Raw genomic sequence first — 23,902 nt, forward strand, 5'->3', positions numbered from 1 at the left:
ATTTGACCCTATTGACTCGAGAAGAGCGCTTGTGGCGCCCTATTTAAAAAACTTTACAAAGAATTCCTTAACGGAGCCCGCCAGCTCCCGCGCACTACCCTCAAATTCGAGGAAGTGAGGAATCAGCACCGATTGATTCCACCAGCTGTCCTGCTCTACCGGCACCAGCGCCGGGGCCAGGATCAGCAGAGCTATCACGACAATAGCGCCCCGCACCAGGCCAAACGCCATTCCCAAAACCCGATCTGTACCGGATAGCCCCGTCGCCTCGACAAAGGCGGCGAGCATCATATTGATACCGGCGCCAGCGAGCAGCGTGCCGATAAACAATATGGCAAAGGCCGCGATCATCTGAAGGGAGGGGGTATCAACGAGATTGGAAAGCATTGGCGCCAGCTGATCGCGAAACATCATGGCGACGATAAAGGCGGCAATCCAGGTAAGCAGAGACAGGGTTTCCTTGATGAAACCTCGACTAAGGCCGATAAGCGTGGAGATACCCACAACAGCCAGAATGGTCCAGTCAGCCCAATTCATTCGATCCTACCTGCGTGGCGGCTGTTGCCGCGAAGAGCGCGCATTCTAACTGAAGGGACTATGCGCGTGAAGCCGTAGGCCAACCGATTGGAATTTATTACTTATAGTACCGCCCTTCCTGGACGTTTGGCGCCGTGGCAATTGGCTAATAACGAACAAAAGTGCAGAGTGACAGTATCCCCCTGGGCCGTCACCATCCGCCGCGAGCCGGAACAGTGACAACCTGGGGGAGATATAGAGGCCGGCTAGGCCTTGAACTGAAGCACAAGAGTTTGCGCTTGCAGAAGGGTATCCAGCTCTCTCTTCAACTGCTGGGCATCGGCCTTGTTGACCTTGGGCCCGACGAAAACTCGCACCAGGCGCCCCCTGTCCGTCTCCACCGCCCGAGTATAGGCCTTGTAGCCACCATCCATCAGGCGCAGACGCAGCTTTTCCGCACGGGATTCATCCCGATAGGAGCCCACCTGTACCACCCAGGCCACGGGCAATCCATAGGCATCCACCAGCGGGGAAGCCCCCTTCTTGGGCGCCGCCTGACTGGCCACCGCGTCATCACTCCGGGCAACCTCCGGCGCCTCCCCGGCATCGGCAGCCGGCTCCGGTGCCTCGGGATTGGCAAAGTGTTCCGGCAGATCCGGCTGGAAAGCATCCTCTGGCGCCGGCGCCGGCAGCGCATCCGCAACCCGCTGCGGCTCGGCGATCTCAATAGGGCGTATATCCGGCTCCGCTGGGATCTGGCTGGTTTCGCTGATATTACCGGCGGCCTCGCGGTCCAGTAGGCTGGGCAGAAAAATAACTGCAAGCGCAGCCAATACCAGCGCACCGACAATACGCTGCTTAAAACCGTCGTTCAGTCGCCCTCGGCGGGAGGGGTTACCCTCGCAATTCTCCATTACCTTCGTCTCGCATCTGCTGCAGAACCTCAGCCACAGTAAAGAAGGAACCAAACACAAGCAACCTATCTTGCGCCCCCATGGTCGCTAGCAACTGCTGCAAACCATCGGCGACGCTTGGACAGCGGCTATCGACGTTCGTTGCCTCTACACCGGCCTCAAGCAGCCCCGCCACTAAGGCCTCCGCCCCTGCGGCACGGCTGTTGCCCGGCAATTCTGCGGGGTGCCAGGTATCCACCAGTTCCCGCAGCGGTGCGAAAAGTCCCGCCAGGTCCTTATCCGACATAGCCGCGACCAGCCCGTGGGTCTTGCCGGCGACAGGGTGATCCCCGAGCCATTTGGCCAGGTGCTGGGCCGCTGCCGGGTTGTGCCCCACATCCAGGAGCAGGTTGCTCCCCTGCCACTGGACCTGCTGGCAGCGCCCCGGCAGACCAATTTCAGTCAGGGCAGATTCAACGCCCCCCTGAGGCAGCACATCGAGCAGGGCCAGGGCCGTTATCGCAGCGGCGATACTCGGGCGCGGCAAACTGATTTGAGGCAGCGCAAATTCCAACTCACCGAAGCGGTAAAGTTCTCTGTTATCCCCCCCTGTCACCAGGGAGAAATCCTGCCCAATAAAATAACTGGAACTGGCTAATTTTTCTGCCGCAGACAGCACAGATTGGGTGGGTTCACTATCCGCGCAGACAAAAGGCGCTCCCGCGCGCAGGATACCGGCTTTTTCGCGGCCGATAATTTCCCGATCGCTGCCGAGCCAGTCCTCGTGATCGATAGCAACGCTGGTGATAATGGCGAGGTCCGCATCCACCAGATTAACGGCGTCCAGGCGCCCGCCCAGACCGACCTCCAACAGCGCAAACTCGACACCCGCGCGCTGGAATAACCAGAGCGCCGCCAGGGTGGTGTATTCAAAGTAGGTCAGGCTGGTGTCGCCGCGAGCGGCTTCGATCGCCTCAAAGGCCAACACCAAATCTTTATCGGCAACCTCCTCACCACCGATGCGCACCCGCTCGTTAAAGCGCAGCAAGTGTGGGGAACTATAGGCACCTACGGAGTGCCCGCCCCGACACAGCAGCGCCTCCATGGTCGCCACACAGGACCCCTTGCCATTGGTGCCCGCCACAGTGACAACCGTCGGCGCTGGCTTCTGGATACCCAGCGCACTGGCCACAGAAGCGACACGCTCAAGACCTAATTCAATTTCAGTGGGGTGTAGCTGCTCCAGGCGGGAGAGCCAATCTTGCAGTGAAGGCATAGTTGAAAACATCGGTGATGGGGGCTGTAATCAACCCTTGTTAAGGCTGATCACAGCATTGCCCCAGGGGAATAGAAATCAATTTCCGGTCAGTTTACCCAATATGCGGGAAACTGTAGAGCGCATTTCCTTGCGCGGAATAATCATATCGATAGCGCCGTGCTCCAGCAGGAATTCACTGCGCTGGAAACCTTTCGGCAATTTCTGGCGAATGGTCTGCTCGATAATATTGGGGCCGGCAAATCCGGCGCGGGCACCGGGCTCCGCCGCGTTGATATCCCCCAGCAGAGCCAGGGATGCGGAGACACCGCCGTACACCGGGTCGGTCATAATGGAGATATAGGGCACGCCGGCCATCTTCATTTTTTCCAGCACCGCCGAGGTTTTGGCCATCTGCATCAGCGAGATCAGGGCCTCCTGCATACGGGCACCACCGGTAGCGGAGAAGCAAACCAGCGGGATACGCTGCTCCAGTGCGCGCTGGGCCGCACGGGTAAAGCGCTCACCGACCACATAGCCCATGGAGCCGCCGTGGAAAGCGAACTCAAATGCCACCGCGACCAGGGGAGCATCGTTTAGGGTACCCTGCATGGCGATCAGGGCATCTTTTTCACCCGTGGATTTTTGCGCCTGTACCAGGCGATCTTTGTACTTTTTAACGTCTTTAAACTTCAGGCGATCAACCGGCTGCACATCGGTGGCCAGCTCTTCACGGCCCTCCTCGTCGAGGAAGATATCCAGGCGGCGACGGGCGCCGATTCTAAAGTGGTGATCGCACTTGGGGCACACATCCAGATTGCGTTCCAGCTCCGGGCGATAAAGCATCGCATCGCATTTGACGCACTTCTTCCAAACCCCCTCGGGGACCTTGCTGCTGCCGGTGCGACGCTCTGTGCGAATTACCGCAGGGACAATTTTTTCTAACCAGCTCATCTCGTTTCCACATCCGGATGCTTTCTTCGGGCCGGCACATTTTACCGACCAATGGGTTTCAGGCTACGAATTAAAACACTAAGCTGACTAACAAACCCGGCCAGATCAGCCGCTATTTTTGGCTTTCTGGCCAGATTTGCGCTTAGGGCTATGGCTGTTTTCTAGTGATCCAGGGCCTCTCGCATCTCCCTGACAATAGTCCCCACTGCGATTTTAGCGGCCTCCAGGTCTGCCGCCGCATCCACTGCCGACACCAGCACACTGCCCACCACGGCGCCGTCGCCATGGGCGCTGACCTGGCGGGCCGAGGCACCATCTTTAATACCGAAGCCAACACACAGGGGCAGATCGGTAAACTGGCGGATATGGTCCAGATTGTCGCGCACAGAATCCAAATCCAGATGACCGGCGCCAGTAACCCCTTTCAGGGAGACGTAGTAAACAAAACCACTGGCGAGGCCGGTAATTTCGCGAATTCGCTCTTCTGTGGTGGTGGGGGTCAACAGGAAGATGCTGCGCAGATTGCGCTCGGCCAAAAAGGCATTCAGAGAACCGGCCTCTTCCGCCGGCAGGTCTACGGTCAAAGCGCCATCGACCCCGGCAGCCGAGGCCGCCTCGGCAAATTCCAGCTCACCCATACGCTGAATGGGGTTGGCATAGCCCATCAGGATCACCGGCGTATCATCGTTCGACTGGCGGAACTCCTTTACCAGCGCCAGACATTTGCGCAGCGAGGTGCCATTGGCCAGCGCCCGCTCGTGCCCCTTCTGAATTACCGGCCCCTCCGCCATAGGGTCGGAAAACGGCACCCCCAACTCGATCACATCGGCCCCGCTGGCCACCAGCTGATGCATCAGCGGTACGGTATTTTCCAGACCGCCATCGCCGGCGACAATGTAAGTTACCAGCGCCTTGCGGCCCTCATCGCGCAACTCGGTAAAGCGGCGATCAATTCTATTTTGTTCTGTCACAATGTATTCCCTGAGGCAATCCTGGCAAAAACCAGTTCAATTATTGGATCTTCAGCCATTTTGCCCACCTCCAGGGCGGGCGCCGATTTTGCTATACCTCGATACCATCGATAGCGGCAACGGTGAAAATATCCTTGTCACCCCGACCGGAGAGATTCACCAGAACATTTTGCTCTGGGCTCATAGAGGCCGCCAGCTTGAGCGCGTAAGCGACCGCGTGGCTGGACTCCAATGCCGGCAAAATTCCCTCGGTGCGAGTGAGGCGGCGGAAGGCATCCAGAGCCTCGTCATCGTCGGCGGTCACATACTCCACCCGACCGATATCCTTCAACCAAGCGTGCTCAGGGCCCACACCCGGGTAGTCGAGCCCCGCAGAAACCGAGTGGGTTTCGATAATCTGGCCGTCGTCATCTTCCATCAGGTAGGTGCGGTTGCCGTGCAGAACACCGGGAATACCGTCATTTAGCGGTGCGGCATGCTTGCCTGTCGCCAGGCCTTCACCGCCCGCCTCAACGCCAAACATCTTGACTTCAGTGTCATTCAAGAAGGGGTGGAACAAGCCAATCGCATTGGAGCCACCGCCGACACAGGCCACCAGCGCATCGGGCAGCTGGCCAAAGCGCTCCAGGCTCTGACTGCGGGCTTCGCGGCCGATAATAGAGTTAAAGTCCCGCACCAGCTGCGGGTAGGGATGGGGACCCGCCACAGTGCCGATAATGTAGAAAGTATTATCCACATTGGTCACCCAGTCGCGCATAGCCTCATTCATCGCGTCTTTGAGGGTCTTGGAACCGGATTCCACCGGCACCACTTCTGCCCCCAGCAGCTTCATCCGATAGACATTGGGGGACTGGCGCTTAACATCTTCTGCACCCATGTAAACCGTACACTGGAGCCCGAGACGGGCCGCTACAGTGGCCGTAGCCACGCCGTGCTGGCCCGCACCGGTTTCGGCAATAACGCGGGTTTTACCGCTATGTTTGGCCAACAGTGCCTGGCCCACGGTGTTATTTACCTTGTGCGCACCGGTATGGTTGAGATCCTCCCGCTTAAGCCAGATTCGCGCACCGCCCGCCTGCTCAGTCAGTCGCTCAGCGAGATACAGCGGCGATGGCCTGCCTACATAGTGCGCCAGATCGTGATCAAAGGCAGCGACAAAATCTGGATCATCTTTCAGGCGGCTATACATCGCCTGAAGCTCATCCAATGCGCTGATCAGTGTCTCCGATACAAAGCGACCGCCGTAGGGACCAAAATGTCCGCTCGCATCCGGGAAGGTGGAAAAATCGATAGCACCTGGCTTACTCACACTCACACTCCGTGGGTCACGTGGGGTTAAAATTGTGTTGCTGTTTATTTATGTTTGAATAGTTCCTCCTGAACTATTCAAACGTCGCCAGAAAATACTGGCGCAGATACGTGGATCTGCTGATATTTACTGGCTCGCGCCGGCAGGGCCGGCGAACGGCACGTCTCTGTGCCGCTTTAATACTGTTCGCGATAGTTCCTCCTGAACTATTCAAACGTCGCCAGAAAATACTGGCGCAGATACGCAAATCTGCTGATATTTACTGGCTCGCGCCGGCAGGACCGGCGAACGGCACGTCTCTGTGCCGCGTTAATACTATTCGGGGTACTTCTATCTGAGCTATTCAAACATCGCCAGAAAGTGCTGGCGCAGATACCTCGACCTGCGGGTATTTACCGATTCGCGCCAGCAATAGCGGCGGATAATACGTCTCTGTACCGCTTCAACAGGGTTAGCGGTCATTTATCCTAAACGATTCAAACGTCACCTGGAAATAGCCGTGTAAATACGCAGGTTGGCGACTGTTGGCAGGCGGCACCTTTTGGTGCCCGTTTGCGGCTTATCTTTTTGCCGCACTGATAAATTCAAAAACTTTTTGCCGGTCCTTTCGCCCCGGCTCCAGCTCTACACCACCACTCACATCCACTCCGTGCGGGCGCGCAATCTCTACTGCGGTGATGACATTGTTGGGGGTTAAACCGCCGGCGAGAATGATATGGCGCTCGCCGTCCTGGGGCACCCGCCCCCAGTCAAAGGACTCTCCAGTACCGCCGGGAACACCGGGCCTGTACGTATCCAACAGAAAGCCCCGCGCCCTGGGGTGTTCCGCCATGGCGGCATCTAGATCAAGATCATCCCTCATGCGCAATGCTTTGATATAGGGGCGCCGGAATTGTTCACAAAAACGCGCGCTTTCACTGCCGTGAAACTGAAGTAAATTGAGGGGAACCGACTCCAGCACAGCGTCCACTTCACTCTGCGCGGCATCGACAAAGAGCCCTGTCAGGGTAACAAAGGGCGGAACTGCCTCGGCAATCTCTACTGCGGTAGCGGGATCAATACAGCGCGGGCTCGATTGGTAAAACACCAAGCCCAGCGCATCAGCACCGGCATCTACAGCCACTACAGCGTCTTTTACGTTGGTTATTCCACAAATTTTCACTTGCATTATGCAACCTAAAGCCAGCGGACTGGCCGATCAAATAAGGGAGAATCGATACTATCAGATAGTCACGTAATGCGAAATGCACCCCGTTGCAACCCTCACCAAGGGAAACTGGCGACCTAGCTGGAGAGCAAAGCCCCCAAAGGTTTGGACACCAATAGTGGCCCCGGTTCACACTGGGGGAGCTGAAACTGCTCGGGATAGTCGACATCCACGAGATACAGACCAAATGGCGGCGCAGTAACGCCACCGCTGGAGCGATCCCGCTGATCCAGCACCTCTTTCACCCAGATGGGCGCGCGCTCCCCCCGCCCCACAGCCATCAAAACCCCGGTGATATTGCGCACCATATGGTGAAGGAAGGCGTTAGCGCTAATCTCCAGGGCGATCAGTGGGCCCACCGGGGCAATATCCAGGCGGGTAATTTCACGCACCGGACTCTTCGCCTGACACTGGGCCGCCCGGTAGCTGGTGAAATCATGGCGGCCTATCAGATAACCGGCCCCTTCGCGCATCGCCTCCAAGTCCAGCGGGTGCTGAGTCCAGGTGACCTCCGCAGCGCTATGGGCAGAGCGAGTCGGCGCACTGTGGATCAGATAGCGATAACTGCGGGCGCGGGCGGAAAATCGAGCGTGGAACTGCGCCGGCACCTCGCGGGCCCAGCGCACCCGCACCGAATCCGGCAATTTCGTATTCACGCCCTGCACCCAGGCGCGATCCGGCCGCTGTGCGCGGGTATCAAAATGGATTACCTGATTGGTGGCATGGACCCCGGCATCGGTGCGCCCCGCACAAACCAGGGTCACCGTTTCTGCGGCAATCGTAGATAAAGCGCGCTCCAAGTGCGCCTGAACCGTCTCCGATGCAGACTTCTGTTTCTGAAAACCGTGCAGTTTGGCACCGCAATACTCAACACCCAGGGCGATGCGGCGCAATCCCTCCGGTAACACCTCGCCCTCGGGAACCTCCCCGTTCGGTTTGTAAATATATTCCCGCTGCATCACCTGAGCCATATCACCAAAACCACTTGCTCTACAGATTCCAATCAAATTGGAGAAAGATTATTAGCGGGCAAACCCCGCTAAAAATAAAAAAACCTCGCAACCAGTGCGAGGTTTTTTAAAACGGCCTGTGCCGCTGAGAAGGCCCCCTAAGGAACCCATAAACAATTCCGCAATACCTCTGCGGAATCTTTAGGAACTTCCCTATTAGGCCATGCGTTCCAGCATTTCCTCAGCGCGGTCTTTATGTTCGCCACTGCCGTCCTGAGCTACCTCTTTGAGAATATCCTTAGCCCCCTCAACATCCCCCATATCCATATAGGCTTGTGCCAACTCCAACTTGGTCGCCATCTCATCACCGCCTTCCAGCAGGCTCAATTCGGAGTTGAGATCGCTTTCCAGGTTGAAGTCCAAATCGCCGAAATCGGAGTCTGTGGGCTTTTCAACAATCGCCTCAACCCGCTCCACAGTCTCAGTTTCCGCCAGGGGCTCAGGGGTAAGGTCACCGCCGGTGGATTCGTCGATAAGTGCCAGCTCACCCTCCAGGGAGAACTCCTCTTCAATCGCATCGGCATTAAAATTGAGGTTCTCATCTTCCGCCAGCGCCATACCGGTGCTGTCGAGAGATTCCAGGTCGGCATCAATGGATAGTTCTGCTGCAGGCTCACTGCTGGCCGCTGCGGGGACAACTTCTTCAGAGAATTCCTCACTGGCATTGAGGTCCGCAGCAATATCATCCAGGTCAATACTGTCGAGATCCAGATCAGAATCCAAATCAGCACCGATCATATCCAGATCGCCTTCGGAGAAGTCGTCCATGGACAGCTCTTCTACCGGCTCCTGTACGGGTGCGGGCTCTTGCTCCGAAACAGCTTCCGCAGTCAGGGAGATCTCTTCGCTCAAGTCGCTATCGGGCGACTCAAACTCCAGACCCGCGTCCAGCTCCAGAGCGGTATCCAGTTCCCCAGTAGTATCCGCTTCTACAGCGATATCCTGTTCGACAGATGACTCTTGTTGCGCTTGCGGCTTGCCCTCTTCCATCATGGAGAGGTCCAGTTCGAAATCCAACCCCGGTATGGAACTGACGCTGGCTGTTGCCTTTTCTTCCAGCTGAGCTTCAATTGAAGCCTCACTGGCCTTGGAGGTCTCAGGTTCCAACTCGAGGGAGTCGAGATCCAGGTCCGAGGTGTCGAACTCTATCGGGGCTTCAGCCTTTTCTTCTGCACTATCGAGCGCTTCCAAATCCAGCTCATCCTCTTCCACCAAGGCCTGCTGGGAATCATCAGAACCCAGATCGCCCAGGTCCAACTCCCCCAACTCCAACTCGTCGAGATTCAGGTCACTTTCCACTTCCGGCTGCGATGTCTCAGCAGTAACCCCCAGGTTATCTCCGTCGAACGCGCTATCCAGATCTAAATCATCCAGGTTGAACTCGGTATCGAGGGACTCACCCTGCTCCACCGTCGCCGGCTCTTCAAAGCTGCTGTCCAAATCCAGGTCCAGAGACAGCTCCTGCTCTGGGCTGGACTTACCTTCATCCAGCGACAGATCCATCGTCAGATCGTCGAGGAGTGAAGTATCCTGTTCCAGTGCATCGCTACCGCTGTCGAGACCCGGCTCGGCGCTGGCAAAGTCATCATCCAGGGCCGCACCAATATCGTCGAGCTGCGCCGCCTCGAAGGATTCATTGGAAAGACCTAGGGCCGGCGCTTCAAAATCCGGTGCTCCGGCAATTGTTTCGCGCAGGCGCGCGGCGCGGTCAGCGGCCGGGCCATCGCTAATGCTGAGCAACTGACGGTAGTGCTCGTCAAACTTCTCAACATCCTGGTTGTGGGCGTAAACCTCCATCAACATCAGGCGCGCATCGACTACTTGCGGGTCTTTTTGCAGACCCAGCAACAGTTTACTTTCCGCCTCTTCGTACTGTCCCAGAGACAGGTGGATTTCCGCTTCAGAAACCGGGTCATCAGTACCCACATCGCCGAGATCACCCAGGTCGAAAGTATCGTCCGCTTCCATACTCTCTACAGCAGCGAGCGTTTCATCCGGCTCGGCGATCTGTTGAGGAATGTCCAGCGGCTCCTCTTCCATAGCCATCTGCTGTTCAAGTTCCTGCTGCGCCTCTTGTTCGGCCTTGCGGCGACGCCAGGTAAACAAACCGAATACAGCGGCCAACAGACCCGCACCGCCCAGGCCAATCCACAAGCCGTTATCCGCAAGCTGCTCCATAAAGGTGGGCTTGGGCTGCACATCGACTACACGATTGCGGGCCTCCACTGCGGGCTCGGCTTCCTGAGCTTCTGCCTCACCGGCATCGACTGCCGGGCTGGCATCCACTGAAGCCTCAGCTTCGCCTGCCTCGGTGGGATCGAGCAACACATCGGATTGCTCAGCGGCGGCCTGCACCGCCGCCAATTCTTCACTGGAAACCTCAACCAGGGTTTCTATGGTATCGATCTGCTCATCGAGTTCGGCTATGCGCTCGCGCAGCTCGCTGTTTTCGAGCTTGGACTTGTCCAGCTCTTCTTCGGCCACCGTGAGATCACCTTCCAGGGCCTGGCTATCTCCGGAGCCGACACCCGAACCGGACGTGACAGATTCCGTATTGCCAGGGGCCGCCAAGCTTACACGGCCCTCCACTGTTTCACTGGCGACAGGCTCTGCCTCAACTGCGCGGGCATCCAGGGGAGCGCCGGTGGATACGCTTGCAGTGGCGCGCTGACGCCAGGAGTCATTCTGTTGGGCCACCTCAGAAATGGCCTCGGTCATGGTCAGGGAGCGCAGCTCTTCTCTGCTGGGCAGGCGCAGCACCGCGCCTTTCTTCAACAGATTGATATTTTCGTTAATAAAGGCTTCCGGGTTGAGCCTTTGGATCGCCAGCATAGTTTGCTGCACGGAGAACTCGCGATCAGTGCGATTTTGCAGCGCAATTTCCCACAGGGTATCTGAAGACGTTACCGGGCCGTATACCTGGCTGTTGTCATTGTTCTCTGTGGCCGCATAGCGGGTTTGCGGGCGTGCGGGCTCGTAGGTTTCCTCAACAGTCCTCTCGTTGATGGTCGGCTGCGGCGGCTCCTGCTCGATTACCGGCGCCGGTTCTGTGTTGGACTGCGGTATCAGTGTGCTGCGGCGCACCTGCTGGCGTTCGCGCTCGGCGGCGCGCACAGGCTGCTGGGCCGTCGAGTGAGAGAATGCAGGTAGATCCATCAACAGCGTGTATTCACGCAGTAGGCGGCCACTGGGCCAGCGGGTCTCCACCAGGAAATTCAAAAAAGGCTCGCGAATATCTTCGCGGCTGGTAATGCGAATAACCGGCTTACTTCCCGAGTAGTCCACTTCAAAATTTAAAGAAGTCAGAAGGTACGAACGCTCTACCCCAGCGCGTTCAAACTCTTCTGGGCTGGCGAGGCGAACCTTGATCTCAGAACCTTCCAGACCACGGGTTTGCAGCAGTCCGATTTCTGCATTGAGAGGTTGATTAAGGGTCGAGTTGAGCTTGATCTCCCCGAGACCAAGCGCCAGAGCCGCGTTGCTTCCCAGTGCACCGACTAGACCAACTGCAAGTGCCAACTTACGCACACGCATATCCGATTCCCTTTACTATTAGAATCTTCCCAGGGCTTCCGAAAAGCGCGCCTTCAGAATATCCCCATTACTGAACGGTTATCGTTCAACTATTTAGCCGCCGTTCCGACGGCCGTTTATTATGGCGATTTACTCGCCACTCTCAGCCAGGCCAAAGTTAAGACTGCACCTACACTATGGCGGCTAAGTATTAAATATCAGTAGTTTTTTAGCAACAAGTGAGCAGTTTGTGCGCAGTTGATCGCCACATCCTTACGCAGGTTGTCAGACACCGCACAAAGATTTAACTGCCGCTTGCTCAGTAGACTTTGGCGCAAGCGGCCGATAAGTGTGACATCGCTGCCCACGGCGTCTTCCGCCGAGGGTTGCTCCACCATTTTGAGACCCGCACCATTAGCCAGTAATGCGCGCACCTTGTCCAAATCGACATCTTCATTGAGCACTACGCCCAAGTTAGCCAGCTGCCCGTGGAAAACTGAAACGGTATTGATGCCAGCATCAATAGCGGTGTCACTGCCGAAAAGACGGCGCAGATCGTGTACCAGCGTCAACTCGCTGAGGGTGTGGCCACTGGCGAGTACTGCTTCACAGGCGCTGAGCTGGTTAAATGCTAGGCGGTGACCGATCTCCGGATCAATTTCCGCATCCTGGCCACTAAACATACGTGCCGTTTGCGCCGCCATCGCATCGATCGCACTCTTACCCAGAGCCGAGACCGGCTGGTTGAGCTGGACCTCTAACGCCTGCAATTTGCCTTTCAGCGGGGCCAGAGCATCCACCACCATTGCCGCACCGGCACTGGGCAGAGCCACAACACGGCGCTCGGCAGTGGCGAGCTCACCACCGTTAAACAGCGGGTGGACCAGCGCTACACTTTCGTCTCCACGGGTATTATTGGCCACATCCACAACCCAGGCACCACTATTTTCCGCAGCGGCCATCGCCGCTTCCACCGCTGCACCAGAGCTGAGCAAGATAACCACCTGCCCGTCACTGAAGGTAAATTTCTCCAGAGGCTCCACAGGGATATTGCGATTGGCAAACACCTGCGGGTCCACTTCGCGCTCCTCAGTCTCCAGCAAACTCAGCTGCTCGGCGGAAATTATTTCGCGCTCTTCGAGTACTTCCAGCAGGGGACCAAAGGCGGCGTTGTCGACACCGACAATGATCAGTTCGCGGGCGGCTTCGGACATAGCAAATCACTTCGTTAAATTAGATCGGAAAAAAATGAGGGGCGATTATACCTGTGGGGAAAATTCGAAAAAGGCGCTATCACCAACAGTAGCCGTTTTTTACGCGAAGAAGTTCACAGCCTGACAAAAAGTCCTCCACTAAAGTAGTGCATTTTCACCCTTAGTGGAGGACTTATATGGGTTCGTACCAGTTATAGTTTGCCGAGCAGAATCAGCAGGATTCTACGCAGGGGCTCTGCCGCCCCCCAAAGCAGCTGATCCCCTACAGTAAAGGCATTTAGGTACTCTGGACCGACACTCAACTTACGCAGTCGGCCGACGGGAATATCCAACTTGCCGGTAACCGCTGTGGGCGTCAGGCCCTGCACGGTGGCCTCCCGCTCATTGGGCACAACACGCACCCAGTCGTTGGCACCATTTAACAATTGTTCGATGTCGGCAATTGGCAAATCTTTTTTCAATTTAATGGTAAAAGCCTGGCTGTGGCAGCGCATAGCGCCAATACGTACGCAGGTACCATCCACAGGAATAGGGCTTTGGGTTTGCAAAATTTTATTCGCTTCAACCTGAGCCTTCCACTCCTCGCGACTCTGACCGCTGTCTAGCTGGCTATCGATCCAGGGCAGCAAACTGCCGGCCAGTGGCGCACCGAACTCTGCGGTGGGGAATTCCGCCGAGCGCATATCCGCCGCAACTTTGCGATCAATCTCCAAAATGGCACTGGCCGGGTCGGCCAACTCTGCTGCCACACCATCCCGCAAGGCACCCATCTGTGCGATCAGCTCGCGCATATTGCGCGCGCCGGCCCCGCTGGCCGCCTGGTAAGTCATGGCGGTAACCCACTCCACCATACCGGCTTTAAACAGCCCACCGAGCGCCATCAACATCAGGCTCACGGTGCAGTTACCGCCGATAAAGTTCTTTTGTCCGGCATCGATCGCGCGATCAATAACATCGCGGTTCACCGGGTCCAGTACGATTACAGCATCGTCTTGCATACGCAGACTGGAAGCCGCATCGATCCAGTAACCCTGCCAGCCGGCCTCGCGCAAACGGGAGAAGACTTCCTTGGTGTAATCACCGCCCTGACAGCTGACAATCGCATCCAGCTGGGCCAGTGCATCAATATCGTAAGCATCGCCCAGTGGCGCTAGGGGCCTGCCGATATCCGGCGCCGTGCCACCGGCGTTCGAGGTTGAGAAAAAAACCGGTTCGGCGATATGGGCAAAGTCGTCCTCTGCTCGCATGCGCTCCAGTAATACCGAGCCGACCATGCCGCGCCAGCCGATAAAACCTATTTTTTGCATTGCGGTGTCCTGTATGTGAGGTGTTTAAGGTGCGCCGCCGGGAAAGCGGCGCGATAGTGGAATCAAAAATTAAAGTGCGGCGACAACGGCGGCGCCCATCTCGGCAGTAGAGACCTTCTGGCAGCCGTCGGTATAAATATCGGCAGTGCGCAAACCCCGCTCCAATACCTGGCTCACCGCCGCCTCAATCGCCTCCGCCGCCTCATTCATATCGAGGGAGTAGCGCAGCATCATAGCGGCGGACAAAATGGTCGCCAGCGGGTTGGCGATACCCTGGCCGGCAATATCTGGGGCGGAACCGTGGCAGGGCTCGTAAAGGCCAAAACCACTTTCGTTCAGGGAGGCGGAGGGCAGCATCCCGATAGAGCCGGTGAGCATGGCAGCGGCATCGGAGAGAATATCGCCGAACATATTGCCGGTTACCATCACATCAAACTGCTTGGGCGCTCGCACCAACTGCATCGCGGCGTTGTCCACGTACATATGGGACAGCTCTACATCGGGATATTCCGGGGCCAGGCGATCCAACACCTCGCGCCAGAGCACGGTCACTTCCAGAACATTGGCCTTATCTACAGAGCAGAGCTTGCCGTTGCGCTTCTGCGCCGCCTCAAAAGCGGTGCGGGCGATGCGCTCAATTTCCGACTCGCTGTACACGTAGGTGTTAAAGCCCTGGCGCTCGCCGTTTTCCAGAGTCTTGATACCGCGCGGTTCACCAAAATAAATGCCGCCGGTCAACTCCCGCACAATCAAAATATCCAAGCCGGCAACCACTTCGTGCTTGAGTGACGAGGCCTCAGCCAGCTGCGGGTAGAGAATCGCCGGGCGCAGATTTGCGTAGAGACCCAGGCCACTGCGGATTTTTAACAGGCCTTTTTCCGGGCGAATGTCCCGCGCCAGGGTGTCCCACTGGGGGCCGCCTACGGCACCGAGCAGCACCGCATCGCACTGCCCCGCCGCCTTCAGCGTTGCGTCGGTCAGGGGCTCACCGTGGGCGTCGATAGAGGAACCTCCGATCAGGCCCTGCTCAAAGCTGAGCCCCAGATTAAATTTTTCCGAAGCAACTTCCAGTACCGCCATTGCCTGCTCAACAATTTCCGGTCCTATGCCGTCTCCCGGCAGAATCATTACTTTTTTGCTCACAGGGATTTCCTTTAGTTACTGAACCGCATCGAAAAGCCAGGGGGCTTTCTCTCGCCGCGCCTGCTCATAGGCGCGAATATCGTCGGCGTGCTCCAGGGTCAAGCCGATATGATCGAGGCCATTTAACAGGCAGTGTCTGGAGAAGGCATCCACCTCAAATGAAATCAGCTCGCCGCAGGGCTTGCGCACCTGCTGCTGTTCCAGGTCGATCGTGAGGGCGTAGCCCTCCTGCCCGTGGGTTTCCTCGAACAACTGGTGTACTACGTCCTCCGCCAAGACGATCGGCAAAAGACCGTTTTTAAAACAGTTATTGAAAAAGATATCGGCAAAGCTCGGCGCGATAATGGCGCGGAAGTCGTGATCCTCCAATGCCCAGGGCGCGTGCTCACGGCTGGAACCACAGCCAAAATTCTCCCGCGCCAGCAGTACCGAACCGCCCTGATAGCGGGGAAAATTAAGGGGAAAGTCCGGGTTGAGAGGGCGGCTGGAACAGTCCTGCCCCGGTACCCCCTCGTCCAGATAGCGCAATTCATCGAACAGATTGGGGCCGAAGCCGGAGCGCTTGATAGATTTCAAAAACTGCTTGGGAATGATCAGGTCGGTATCCACATTGGCGCGATCCATCGGCACCACAAGCCCCTCGTGCTGGGTAAACGCTTTCATCAAACCATCTCCTCTTGCAGCTGTAATGGCGCCATCTCGCGCACATCGACAAAGTGGCCGGCGATCGCGGCTGCGGCCGCCATACTGGGGCTCACCAAATGCGTGCGGCCACCGTAGCCCTGACGTCCCTCGAAGTTGCGGTTGGAAGTGGAAGCGCAGTGCTCCCCCGCCCCCAGCTTGTCCGCATTCATCGCCAGACACATGGAACAGGAGGGCTCGCGCCACTCAAAACCGGCTGCGACAAAAATCTCGTGCAGTCCCTCGCGCTCAGCCTGGGCTTTTACGGCCTGGGAGCCCGGAACAATCAGCACCTGTTTGACGCTATCCGCTTTGCGGCGCCCCTTGGCCACCTCTGCTGCTGCGCGAAGATCTTCAATTCGGGAGTTGGTGCAGGAACCGATAAATACCCGATCCAGTTTGATATCGCTGATATTCTGCCCGGCATTCAGCCCCATATATTCCAGCGCTCGCTCCATACCGGTGCGCTTAGTGGCATCGCTCTCGTCACTGGGGGTTGGCACCTGGGCGCTGATCGGCGCCACCATCTCCGGGGAGGTGCCCCAGCTGACCTGGGGCTCAATATTCTCACCGGCCAATACCACGACCTCGTCGAATACCGCATCGTCATCGGAGTGCAGGTGGCTCCAGGCCTCGACTGCCCGCTCCCACATCTCACCTTTCGGCGCGTAGGGCTTGCCTTTCACGTAATCAAGGGTAATCTGGTCTACCGCCACCATCCCCGCGCGAGCTCCGCCTTCAATAGCCATATTGCACACGGTCATACGGCCTTCCATGGACATATTGCGGATCACTTCGCCACCGAATTCAATCGCGTAACCGGTACCGCCAGCAGTGCCAATTCTGCCAATAATCGCCAATACCACATCTTTGGCGGTGACCCCGGGGCGCAGCTGGCCGTCGACACGGACCAGCATATTCTTCATTTTCTTCTGGGTAAGGCACTGGGTGGCCATCACATGCTCCACCTCAGAAGTGCCGATACCGTGGGCCAAGGCGCCGAGTGCGCCATGGGTCGAGGTGTGTGAGTCCCCACAAACTACCGTCATACCTGGTAGTGTCGCGCCCGTCTCCGGACCGATCACATGCACAATGCCCTGCCCCGGCTCATTGATGCCGAACTGCACCACGTCAAAGTCGCGGCAATTCTCATCCAAAGTCTGCACCTGGATGCGGGAGATATCGTCGCGAATACCACTGACCCCGGCGGCGCGCTCGGCCGCCTCGGAGGGCACATTGTGGTCTGGGGTGGCGACTAGCGAATCCTTGCGCCAGGGTTTGCGACCGGCCAGACGCAGGCCTTCAAAAGCCTGGGGCGAAGTCACCTCGTGAATCAGGTGGCGGTCGATATAGATAAGTGAGGAGCCATCGTCACAGTTCTTGATCAGGTGGTCCTGCCAGAGTTTGTCGTAGAGTGTTTGCCCTGCCACAGCCATTCCTCTCAGTGGTTAAGCCCTCGAGTCTACCCAGCCCCAACAAATAACACCAATTTATATTTCTTATTCAAAGTATTCCCATATGGAATTCGAAGGGGTGTCTGAGGTAAGATCCATACCCTTGCACGGCTATCGATGAATACGACTGACTTCAGGGGAAACCAACTTGGAACTACAGTGGCTGCGGGCATTTCTGGCAATTGCCGAACAGGGCTCGGTCTCCGAGGGCGCCGAACAGCTGCACCTGACCCAGCCCGCCGCAAGCAAGCGCCTGGCCGCCCTGGAGCAGCAGCTGGGCTCAGCCCTATTCGACCGTATCGGGCGGCGCTTGCAGCTCACCGATGCCGGCCGCACCCTACTGCCCCGCGCCCGCCATATACTCAATGAGATCAGCGATACCGAGCGGGAGCTGCGCGCCCTGAGCAGCTCGGTCAGCGGCAGTTTGCGCATCGCCACCAGCCACCACGTGGGCCTGCATCACCTGCCTCCAGTGCTCAAGGAGTTCAGTCTCCGCTACCCGCAAGTCGCCCTGGATATTGATTTTGTCGACTCGGAGCAAGCCTACGAAGCCCTGATGGCGGCCAAATATGAATTGGCGGTGGTCACCCTGGCATTAAAGGAATACCCCCACCTAAACGCAGAGATTATCTGGCCGGACCCCTGTGTTGTAGTGGCGGCCCCGGACCACCCCCTGGCAAAATTGGCGGAGCTGGAACTTACCGATCTGGCCAACTACCCCGCCATACTGCCGGATATGAATACCTATACCGGGCGCCTGATCAAACGGGAGTTTGATGCCCAAGGCTTAAAGCTCACGGCAAAGCTGGCAACCAACTACCTGGAAACCATCAAGATGATGGCCTGTGTCGGCCTCGGCTGGAGCGTACTGCCCCGCACCTTGGTAGACAGCAGTTTAGCGATGCTGCCGGTTAAAAAATTGCAAGTGCTGCGCAATCTCGGCGTAATCAGCCATCGCGGCCGCACACTAAGCAACCCCGCCAGCGCCCTCCAGAAAATGCTGTTCGAGGCCGCCGCCTAACCCGGGGCGAGCCACTACCGCCAATCAATAACTCAACGCGACATTTTCCCACGAACAAATTCAAAAAATTGTAAAAATGTGCAACTTAGCCACGGCATAAGGAAAATTTATCTGTAAACTTCGCGCCAAATTCATCCCGGAGTGAAGTCAATGAAGAATTCCGCACTTGTTTTGAGCACCCTCCTCGCCTGCGGCAGCGCGAGCGCAGATACGATCCTCGGCCTTGATGCCACTGCCGGCGCATGGCTGCCGAGCTATAGCGGCAATATCGGCGCCGATGAGTACAAGCTGGACAATCTGTCCCTGGCGGAAGACAACATCACTTTCCTGCAAGTTGCCCTGGAACACCCAATCCCCCTGGTGCCCAACGTACTCTTGGCCCACAGCAGTATCGATACCGACGGTGCCGATACCCTGACTACCTCCGTTACTTTTGACGATGAAACCTTCAGCGCCGACTCAGAGATCAGTACCGATCTGAGCCTCACCCACACCGACGCCACCCTCTACTACGAAATTTTGGACAACTGGGTAAACCTGGATGTCGGTTTAACTGCGCGTATGTATAACGGTGAATTTACCGCTGTGAGTGACACCCAGGCAGAAACCATCGAGCTCACCGGCTACCTGCCCATGGCCTACGGTATGGCGCGCTTCGATCTGCCCTTTACCGGCTGGTCCGTTATTGCCCAGGGCAATGCCACCGCCTACCGTGGCGACACCCACTCTGACTTGACCGCTAAAGTGCGCTGGGACTTTGTACCGGCTATCGACTTTGCTATCGAAGCCGGCTACCGCGTAATGACCCTCGACCTGGAAGAGCTCGACGATTTGCAGAGCGATATTGAAATCAAGGGCCCTTACATCGGTTTTAACCTGCACCTGTAAGCGATCCGGCAAGGATTCCGCTCCGCGCTCCTCAATACTTTTGCCGCACTGGTGTCCGCGAGGTATAGCTACCTCGCACAATCTGCACTAAGGTGGCCCCAAAGGGGAGCGCAATTCACAGGCAGGGCCATGAATCCATTAGTCGAAAAACTCGGAATTTCCCACCCTATTTTCCTGGCCCCCATGGCCGGAGTATCCACCCCCGCTCTCGCCGCCGCAGTGTCCAATGCCGGAGGGCTCGGCTCACTCGGACTCGGCGCCTGCTCAGCGGAAAAAGCCGCAGATGAGATTCGCGCCACCCGCGAACAAACCGAACACCCTTTTAATGTCAATCTCTTTTGCCACCAGCCCCCCTGCAAAGACCCCGTACGGGAACAGGCGTGGCTTTCCCATCTGGCCCCACATTTCGCCGAGCTTGGCGCCGCTGTGCCGAAGCAAATCAGCGAACCCTACTCAACATTTATCGGCAATGACGCCATGCTGGCAGTCTTGCTCGAACAAAAACCCACTGTTGTCAGCTTCCACTTTGGCCTGCCAAGCGATGAATTTATCGACGCATTAAAAAAGGCCGGAATTATTCTGATGGCGACGGCGACCTCCCCCCAAGAGGCCGAACTCGCCGAATCCGCCGGCATCGATATTCTCATTGCCCAGGGGGTTGAAGCCGGCGGACACAGGGGAGTATTTAATCCCGAGGATGATCGGGAGTTGGGGACCCTGGCATTGGTGCGGCTGCTCAGCTGCCACAGCCACCTGCCAATAGTTGCCGCCGGTGGCATTATGGATGGCGCCGGCATTCACGCGGCACTCGCCCTCGGCGCCAGTGCCGCGCAAATGGGCACCGCCTTTATTCTCTGCCCCGAGTCTGCGGCCTCTGACAGCTACCGCAGCGCCTTACAAAGTGAGCGCGCACAGCATACAGAAATCACCGCCAATATTTCCGGGCGACCGGCACGCGGCATCAGCAACCAGTTTTATAAGGCGCTGAGTGACAAGGCTCCCCCCCTACCGGATTATCCAATTGCCTACTCAGCGGGCAAAGCTCTGGCCCAAGCGGCAACGCAAGCGGGCAGTGACAAATATGCGGTTCAGTGGGCTGGCCAGGGCGCAGCACTGATTCGCGCCCTACCTGCGGTGGGACTTGTTACCACCCTGGTAGCGGAACTGAAAGCCTGCCAATAAACGGAGCTATAGACTGCGCTAAGTGCAAATATAGACTCAGAATTTTTTCACCTCTCCTTCGAAAAAGTGCAGTCCTAGCAGCTACTGAACTTATATTGCACAGCAGCAGGGGGGCGAATTGTGCCAAGCGTTAAAATAGCCAGATTGATTTTTAAGGTCCAACCTTGCCCGCAGTCAATATCAACCCCCCTAAAAATTGCCATTGAACGCGCCCAAAACCGGCACTCTCTATCATCAGCAAAAGCTAAATTTACAGCCCTACAAGAGGCCAGCACTACCAGCAACTGAACCTCAACAATATAAAATCAAAAAAACTATTAAATCTTACTCATCCGCCGGCCGCTCCCCCCCACCATTCAAATATCAAAAGTTATTTTCTTTACAAACTTTCACCACAACTCATTGTGCAAACATTGAGCAGCATGATAAATCTATAAAAATTGACATATATCAACTTCGCAAAATTCAACCCCGCTAAACTCAAAAGCCATATGCAATAAAAATAAAACAACATGCATTTTAAATTATTACCCACACACCCTCCCCCGATTAAATCGTCGGGAAAGGCAAGCAGATATGCGCAGCAAGCTGGCAACGATAAAGAGATAAAGATACGCAGGCCAACCTTAAAGGATTTTTTATGGCAACATCTTTAATTTCCCACCTAAAGTTACCTTTGGTAACAAATACAACCTCCCACCACAGCAATCACAACCGGCGCTAACAAATAAATATCCACTATGCAAAAAGAATCCATAATTTCACTTTTGGCATAGTGCATTTTACCCCAGCAATTGAAGGAGCAGTTCGGGATGAATCAAGCAGTATCGACTGAAGCTATCTATAACAAACAGGCCAACAGCTGGAGTCGCTCCGAGAAAATTTTACTCAGTGATTTCACTGCCCGCCCCAGAGTTATCGAAGAACTCGGGGACATTTCAGGGGCCAGCATCCTTGATATGGGCTGTGGTGAAGGCTATGTGTCTAGAATGCTATTAGATCGAGGAGCAAACTCTATCTTTGGTGTTGACGCCTCGTCAGAGATGATCGCACAAGCCAGGGAAACCGCATCGCTTAATAATTTAACCAATGCCACCTATGCAGTGGGAAATGCCGTTTCATATTCTAGCTTCCCACAGGAAACATTTGATCAGGCCATTGCCGTTTTTCTCTTCAATTATCTAACCATAGAAGAGATGACAAAAGTCATGAGCAGGGTCAGAAGCCTGTTAAAAAAAGGGGGCAGCTTCGTTTTTACAGTACCCCATCCCTGTCTGCCGTTTATGAGGGAAGAAACTCCCCCCTTCTACTTTCAACATGGCGACACAAGCTACTTAGATGGTATCGACCAAACATTTGAAGGAAAAATATGGCGGCGAGACGGAAAACCCGTTTCAGTTCGCTGTGTACACAAGAACTTTTCTCACTACTTTGCAGCATTGGCTCAAGCTGGCTTCAATACACTCCCAATTGTCAGAGAACTTTCAGTTACCCAGGAGCATCTCGATTTAGATCCCGATTTTTTCACGCCACTAGCCGGCTATCCGCTACATGTTTTATTTAAGGTTCAAGCAAATGACTAATCTAGCTCCAAGTGAAGTAGTTCAAGCTCAAGCCTGGACTGGCAGCGATATGACTGCAAAGTCTAACTGGAAATTTCTGTGGCCCTGTAACTGGAGATCTGAAATAGATGCCCTGGAGGATTGGGCCAAGCGTCAAAGCAATCCCATTGACAACCTAACCCAGGAATCCGTTGCCACACCTGAGTTTGATCTACTCGCAAAGCAGATCAAATCTGAGATAGAGCAAGGTAGTGGTGTTGCATGGATTCAGGGTGACGAGTCAGTGAGTAAACCAACACTCAACCTCCTATTTCTAAAAATAAGCCTGGCCATGGGCAAGACGATTGATACCTACGGTCGACTCTACGGAATTCTAGACACTGGGAAAGATTATACCCGTGAAGCCATTCCCGTCTCTCAGACCAACGCGCCGACCGGTGTTCACACTGACAGCTCCCAGCGTACCGTACAGCCTAACATTCTTGGATTATGCTGTCTTACCCCAGCCGCTGAAGGGGGCAAATCAAAAATCATTTCCGCCGCCCAAGTACATGAAAATCTAAGGAAGTCAGCGCCACAAAAATTGGAAACCCTATATAACGACTATATTAGGGATTTAGTCACTCCGGGAAGCGATAAAAATATAGAGAATATACTTAAGAACTGCTTTCCTATCTTTCAATACAGCAACAAAAAGCTCAGTATTCGCTATATGCGCTACTGGATTGAGAAAGGGCATGAGCGTGTCGGTCAACCTTTATCAAGGGATACGCTAGATGCGCTGGACGCTCTTGACAAAGAGTTAAACAGTGATAAAAACACACTAAGCTTTTATATGAACTCCGGCGATATGGCCTTTATCGACAACACTAAAATTCTACATGATCGAGATGGGTTTATTGACACCCCTGAACAGAAACGGGTTTATACCAGAGTGTGGATTCAATAAGAAAACCCTAAAAGTTAGCCCTAAATCAACTCAGGGCTATTTTGCCGGCTAAATTGGGCAAAAGTGGAGAGATTCTTTTTAAAGTATCTCTCCAGTCCCAACTAAACCCTCCACATTCTCCGAGAGCCACCAAAGCAAATTAAGCAGCGTATCGGGATATTGCAAGGTGAGCTAGCCCTCTAACCCAGCTTCAAAACATGAACTAAGTAGTTGTGCGTGGGCGGCCCCACATAGGGGCGATCGGCGGTTTGTGCCATTTCAGTTTTAACACCCCAGTTATACATATAACCGGAATCATTGATATAAACCCAGTGGCGCAAGCCTGAATATTTAGTATCTCTCTTTGCAATATCACCAACACCGCAAACACAATTTCTAAAAGTGCTTAAATTTTCCTGGGACCAAATGCCATTGTGTGCAACTTCAGTGGATCTAGCGCCAACCCAATTAATGTAGGCCTCAAGCGCATCTTTTGACATCGCGACCCCCCAACCTCCCTGTGCAGCCTTGGGTCCCCTAGTGCCAGTCTTGATTGCCTCAATCGCACTCTCACACTCAGAAATCAGCAAGTCAATGGTCTTATTAGCGTGCTGCCCACCAAAGGTTCGAGTAAACTCAACTAACTCGTCCGCCAGGCTCTGATTCTCAGTCTTCGCATAGCGAAGAAAGTTCAACACAGACTCCCCCAAATTATAATCCAGCTCATCCTGACTTAAGCCATCTAGGGAATTATCATCGTTTTTTGATAGCAAAATACCATGAATAACCGATACAATCCCGCAAACACCACCCCAATATCTCTGATCTAATATCTGCACAGTAGTCTCCTTTTGAAATTGACAGCACTTTCAACGCCGGCTCAACAGCAAGCAT

General features: G+C 55.5%; 20 protein-coding genes. 5 read left to right on the forward strand and 15 right to left on the reverse strand.

The genetic code is table 11. From position 1 onward, the window contains the following. Nucleotides 1-39: 39 nt before the first annotated feature. The 14 genes from ACJJIK_RS08010 to leuC form a co-directional block, all read right to left on the reverse strand. Entirely contained in the window at nucleotides 40-537 is a 498-nt protein-coding gene (locus ACJJIK_RS08010) for a CvpA family protein (protein ID WP_444930304.1), read from the reverse strand. Between the two features lie 245 nt (nucleotides 538-782). Further along, on the reverse strand, nucleotides 783-1,430 hold the full coding sequence (locus tag ACJJIK_RS08015) for an SPOR domain-containing protein (RefSeq protein WP_444944706.1): 648 nt from the start codon (nucleotides 1,428-1,430) through the stop codon (nucleotides 783-785). Then, nucleotides 1,411-2,685, reverse strand: a complete 1,275-nt coding sequence (folC, locus tag ACJJIK_RS08020; RefSeq protein WP_444930302.1) for a bifunctional tetrahydrofolate synthase/dihydrofolate synthase — start codon at nucleotides 2,683-2,685, stop codon at nucleotides 1,411-1,413. The genes ACJJIK_RS08015 and folC overlap by 20 nt, the downstream gene beginning before the upstream one ends. A gap of 78 nt (nucleotides 2,686-2,763) precedes the next feature. Next, complete coding sequence (gene accD / locus ACJJIK_RS08025; RefSeq protein WP_444930301.1) at nucleotides 2,764-3,618, reverse strand: acetyl-CoA carboxylase, carboxyltransferase subunit beta; 855 nt, start codon at nucleotides 3,616-3,618, stop codon at nucleotides 2,764-2,766. 161 nt (nucleotides 3,619-3,779) lie between these two features. Then, complete coding sequence (gene trpA / locus ACJJIK_RS08030; protein ID WP_444930300.1) at nucleotides 3,780-4,589, reverse strand: tryptophan synthase subunit alpha; 810 nt, start codon at nucleotides 4,587-4,589, stop codon at nucleotides 3,780-3,782. 91 nt (nucleotides 4,590-4,680) lie between these two features. Next, the gene (gene trpB / locus ACJJIK_RS08035) at nucleotides 4,681-5,898 is read right to left on the reverse strand and encodes a tryptophan synthase subunit beta (RefSeq protein ID WP_444930299.1); all 1,218 of its coding nucleotides are present in this window, start codon (nucleotides 5,896-5,898) and stop codon (nucleotides 4,681-4,683) included. Between the two features lie 559 nt (nucleotides 5,899-6,457). Continuing rightward, nucleotides 6,458-7,066 (reverse strand): phosphoribosylanthranilate isomerase, encoded by a 609-nt coding sequence (locus ACJJIK_RS08040; RefSeq protein ID WP_444930298.1) that lies wholly within the window; start codon nucleotides 7,064-7,066, stop codon nucleotides 6,458-6,460. Nucleotides 7,067-7,182: 116 nt separating this feature from the next. After that, on the reverse strand, nucleotides 7,183-8,076 hold the full coding sequence (gene truA / locus ACJJIK_RS08045) for a tRNA pseudouridine(38-40) synthase TruA (protein ID WP_444930297.1): 894 nt from the start codon (nucleotides 8,074-8,076) through the stop codon (nucleotides 7,183-7,185). Nucleotides 8,077-8,271: 195 nt separating this feature from the next. Beyond that, nucleotides 8,272-11,649: a FimV/HubP family polar landmark protein gene (locus tag ACJJIK_RS08050; RefSeq protein WP_444944707.1), complete on the reverse strand. Its 3,378-nt coding sequence runs from the start codon at nucleotides 11,647-11,649 to the stop codon at nucleotides 8,272-8,274. Between the two features lie 197 nt (nucleotides 11,650-11,846). Next, complete coding sequence (locus ACJJIK_RS08055) at nucleotides 11,847-12,842, reverse strand: Asd/ArgC dimerization domain-containing protein (RefSeq protein WP_444944708.1); 996 nt, start codon at nucleotides 12,840-12,842, stop codon at nucleotides 11,847-11,849. Nucleotides 12,843-13,033: 191 nt separating this feature from the next. Next, nucleotides 13,034-14,149: an aspartate-semialdehyde dehydrogenase gene (gene asd / locus ACJJIK_RS08060; protein ID WP_444944709.1), complete on the reverse strand. Its 1,116-nt coding sequence runs from the start codon at nucleotides 14,147-14,149 to the stop codon at nucleotides 13,034-13,036. A gap of 69 nt (nucleotides 14,150-14,218) precedes the next feature. Next, entirely contained in the window at nucleotides 14,219-15,292 is a 1,074-nt protein-coding gene (leuB, locus tag ACJJIK_RS08065; RefSeq protein WP_444930293.1) for a 3-isopropylmalate dehydrogenase, read from the reverse strand. 15 nt (nucleotides 15,293-15,307) lie between these two features. Next, nucleotides 15,308-15,955, reverse strand: a complete 648-nt coding sequence (gene leuD, locus ACJJIK_RS08070) for a 3-isopropylmalate dehydratase small subunit (RefSeq protein ID WP_444944710.1) — start codon at nucleotides 15,953-15,955, stop codon at nucleotides 15,308-15,310. Further along, nucleotides 15,955-17,403 (reverse strand): 3-isopropylmalate dehydratase large subunit, encoded by a 1,449-nt coding sequence (gene leuC / locus ACJJIK_RS08075; protein ID WP_444930291.1) that lies wholly within the window; start codon nucleotides 17,401-17,403, stop codon nucleotides 15,955-15,957. The genes leuD and leuC overlap by 1 nt, the downstream gene beginning before the upstream one ends. A 172-nt stretch (nucleotides 17,404-17,575) precedes the next feature. Between leuC and ACJJIK_RS08080 the strand changes: the two genes are divergently transcribed. From ACJJIK_RS08080 to ACJJIK_RS08100, 5 genes are all read left to right on the forward strand, one after another. Continuing rightward, a complete protein-coding gene (locus ACJJIK_RS08080; RefSeq protein WP_444930290.1) occupies nucleotides 17,576-18,448 on the forward strand; it encodes a LysR family transcriptional regulator in 873 nt (290 codons plus the stop codon). Nucleotides 18,449-18,598: 150 nt separating this feature from the next. Next, nucleotides 18,599-19,336, forward strand: a complete 738-nt coding sequence (locus ACJJIK_RS08085) for a TIGR04219 family outer membrane beta-barrel protein (protein ID WP_444944711.1) — start codon at nucleotides 18,599-18,601, stop codon at nucleotides 19,334-19,336. 129 nt (nucleotides 19,337-19,465) lie between these two features. Beyond that, nucleotides 19,466-20,518 carry an NAD(P)H-dependent flavin oxidoreductase gene (locus tag ACJJIK_RS08090; protein ID WP_444944712.1) on the forward strand — a complete coding sequence of 351 codons (1,053 nt, stop codon included), beginning with the start codon at nucleotides 19,466-19,468 and terminating at the stop codon, nucleotides 20,516-20,518. A gap of 812 nt (nucleotides 20,519-21,330) precedes the next feature. Next, nucleotides 21,331-22,101: a class I SAM-dependent methyltransferase gene (locus tag ACJJIK_RS08095; RefSeq protein WP_444944713.1), complete on the forward strand. Its 771-nt coding sequence runs from the start codon at nucleotides 21,331-21,333 to the stop codon at nucleotides 22,099-22,101. Then, complete coding sequence (locus ACJJIK_RS08100) at nucleotides 22,070-23,029, forward strand: TauD/TfdA family dioxygenase (protein WP_444944714.1); 960 nt, start codon at nucleotides 22,070-22,072, stop codon at nucleotides 23,027-23,029. The genes ACJJIK_RS08095 and ACJJIK_RS08100 overlap by 32 nt, the downstream gene beginning before the upstream one ends. A 179-nt stretch (nucleotides 23,030-23,208) precedes the next feature. Here ACJJIK_RS08100 and ACJJIK_RS08105 read toward each other — a convergent pair whose 3' ends face one another. Beyond that, the gene (locus ACJJIK_RS08105; protein ID WP_444930285.1) at nucleotides 23,209-23,847 is read right to left on the reverse strand and encodes a hypothetical protein; all 639 of its coding nucleotides are present in this window, start codon (nucleotides 23,845-23,847) and stop codon (nucleotides 23,209-23,211) included. Nucleotides 23,848-23,902 lie beyond the last annotated feature (55 nt).

It is taken from the genome of Microbulbifer regidiadema (SeqCode) (genome assembly GCF_052466995.1).

Bases quoted from the DNA above. Each gene is read 5' to 3' on its own strand.
- ACJJIK_RS08010 (WP_444930304.1), bottom strand. From the start codon at position 537: ATGAATTGGGCTGACTGGACCATTCTGGCTGTTGTGGGTATCTCCACG.
- ACJJIK_RS08015 (WP_444944706.1), bottom strand. From the start codon at position 1,430: ATGGAGAATTGCGAGGGTAACCCCTCCCGCCGAGGGCGACTGAACGAC.
- folC (WP_444930302.1), bottom strand. From the start codon at position 2,685: ATGCCTTCACTGCAAGATTGGCTCTCCCGCCTGGAGCAGCTACACCCC.
- accD (WP_444930301.1), bottom strand. From the start codon at position 3,618: ATGAGCTGGTTAGAAAAAATTGTCCCTGCGGTAATTCGCACAGAGCGT.
- ACJJIK_RS08040 (WP_444930298.1), bottom strand. From the start codon at position 7,066: ATGCAAGTGAAAATTTGTGGAATAACCAACGTAAAAGACGCTGTAGTG.
- truA (WP_444930297.1), bottom strand. From the start codon at position 8,076: ATGGCTCAGGTGATGCAGCGGGAATATATTTACAAACCGAACGGGGAG.
- ACJJIK_RS08050 (WP_444944707.1), bottom strand. From the start codon at position 11,649: ATGCGTGTGCGTAAGTTGGCACTTGCAGTTGGTCTAGTCGGTGCACTG.
- ACJJIK_RS08055 (WP_444944708.1), bottom strand. From the start codon at position 12,842: ATGTCCGAAGCCGCCCGCGAACTGATCATTGTCGGTGTCGACAACGCC.
- asd (WP_444944709.1), bottom strand. From the start codon at position 14,149: ATGCAAAAAATAGGTTTTATCGGCTGGCGCGGCATGGTCGGCTCGGTA.
- leuD (WP_444944710.1), bottom strand. From the start codon at position 15,955: ATGAAAGCGTTTACCCAGCACGAGGGGCTTGTGGTGCCGATGGATCGC.
- ACJJIK_RS08085 (WP_444944711.1), top strand. From the start codon at position 18,599: ATGAAGAATTCCGCACTTGTTTTGAGCACCCTCCTCGCCTGCGGCAGC.
- ACJJIK_RS08090 (WP_444944712.1), top strand. From the start codon at position 19,466: ATGAATCCATTAGTCGAAAAACTCGGAATTTCCCACCCTATTTTCCTG.
- ACJJIK_RS08095 (WP_444944713.1), top strand. From the start codon at position 21,331: ATGAATCAAGCAGTATCGACTGAAGCTATCTATAACAAACAGGCCAAC.
- ACJJIK_RS08100 (WP_444944714.1), top strand. From the start codon at position 22,070: ATGTTTTATTTAAGGTTCAAGCAAATGACTAATCTAGCTCCAAGTGAA.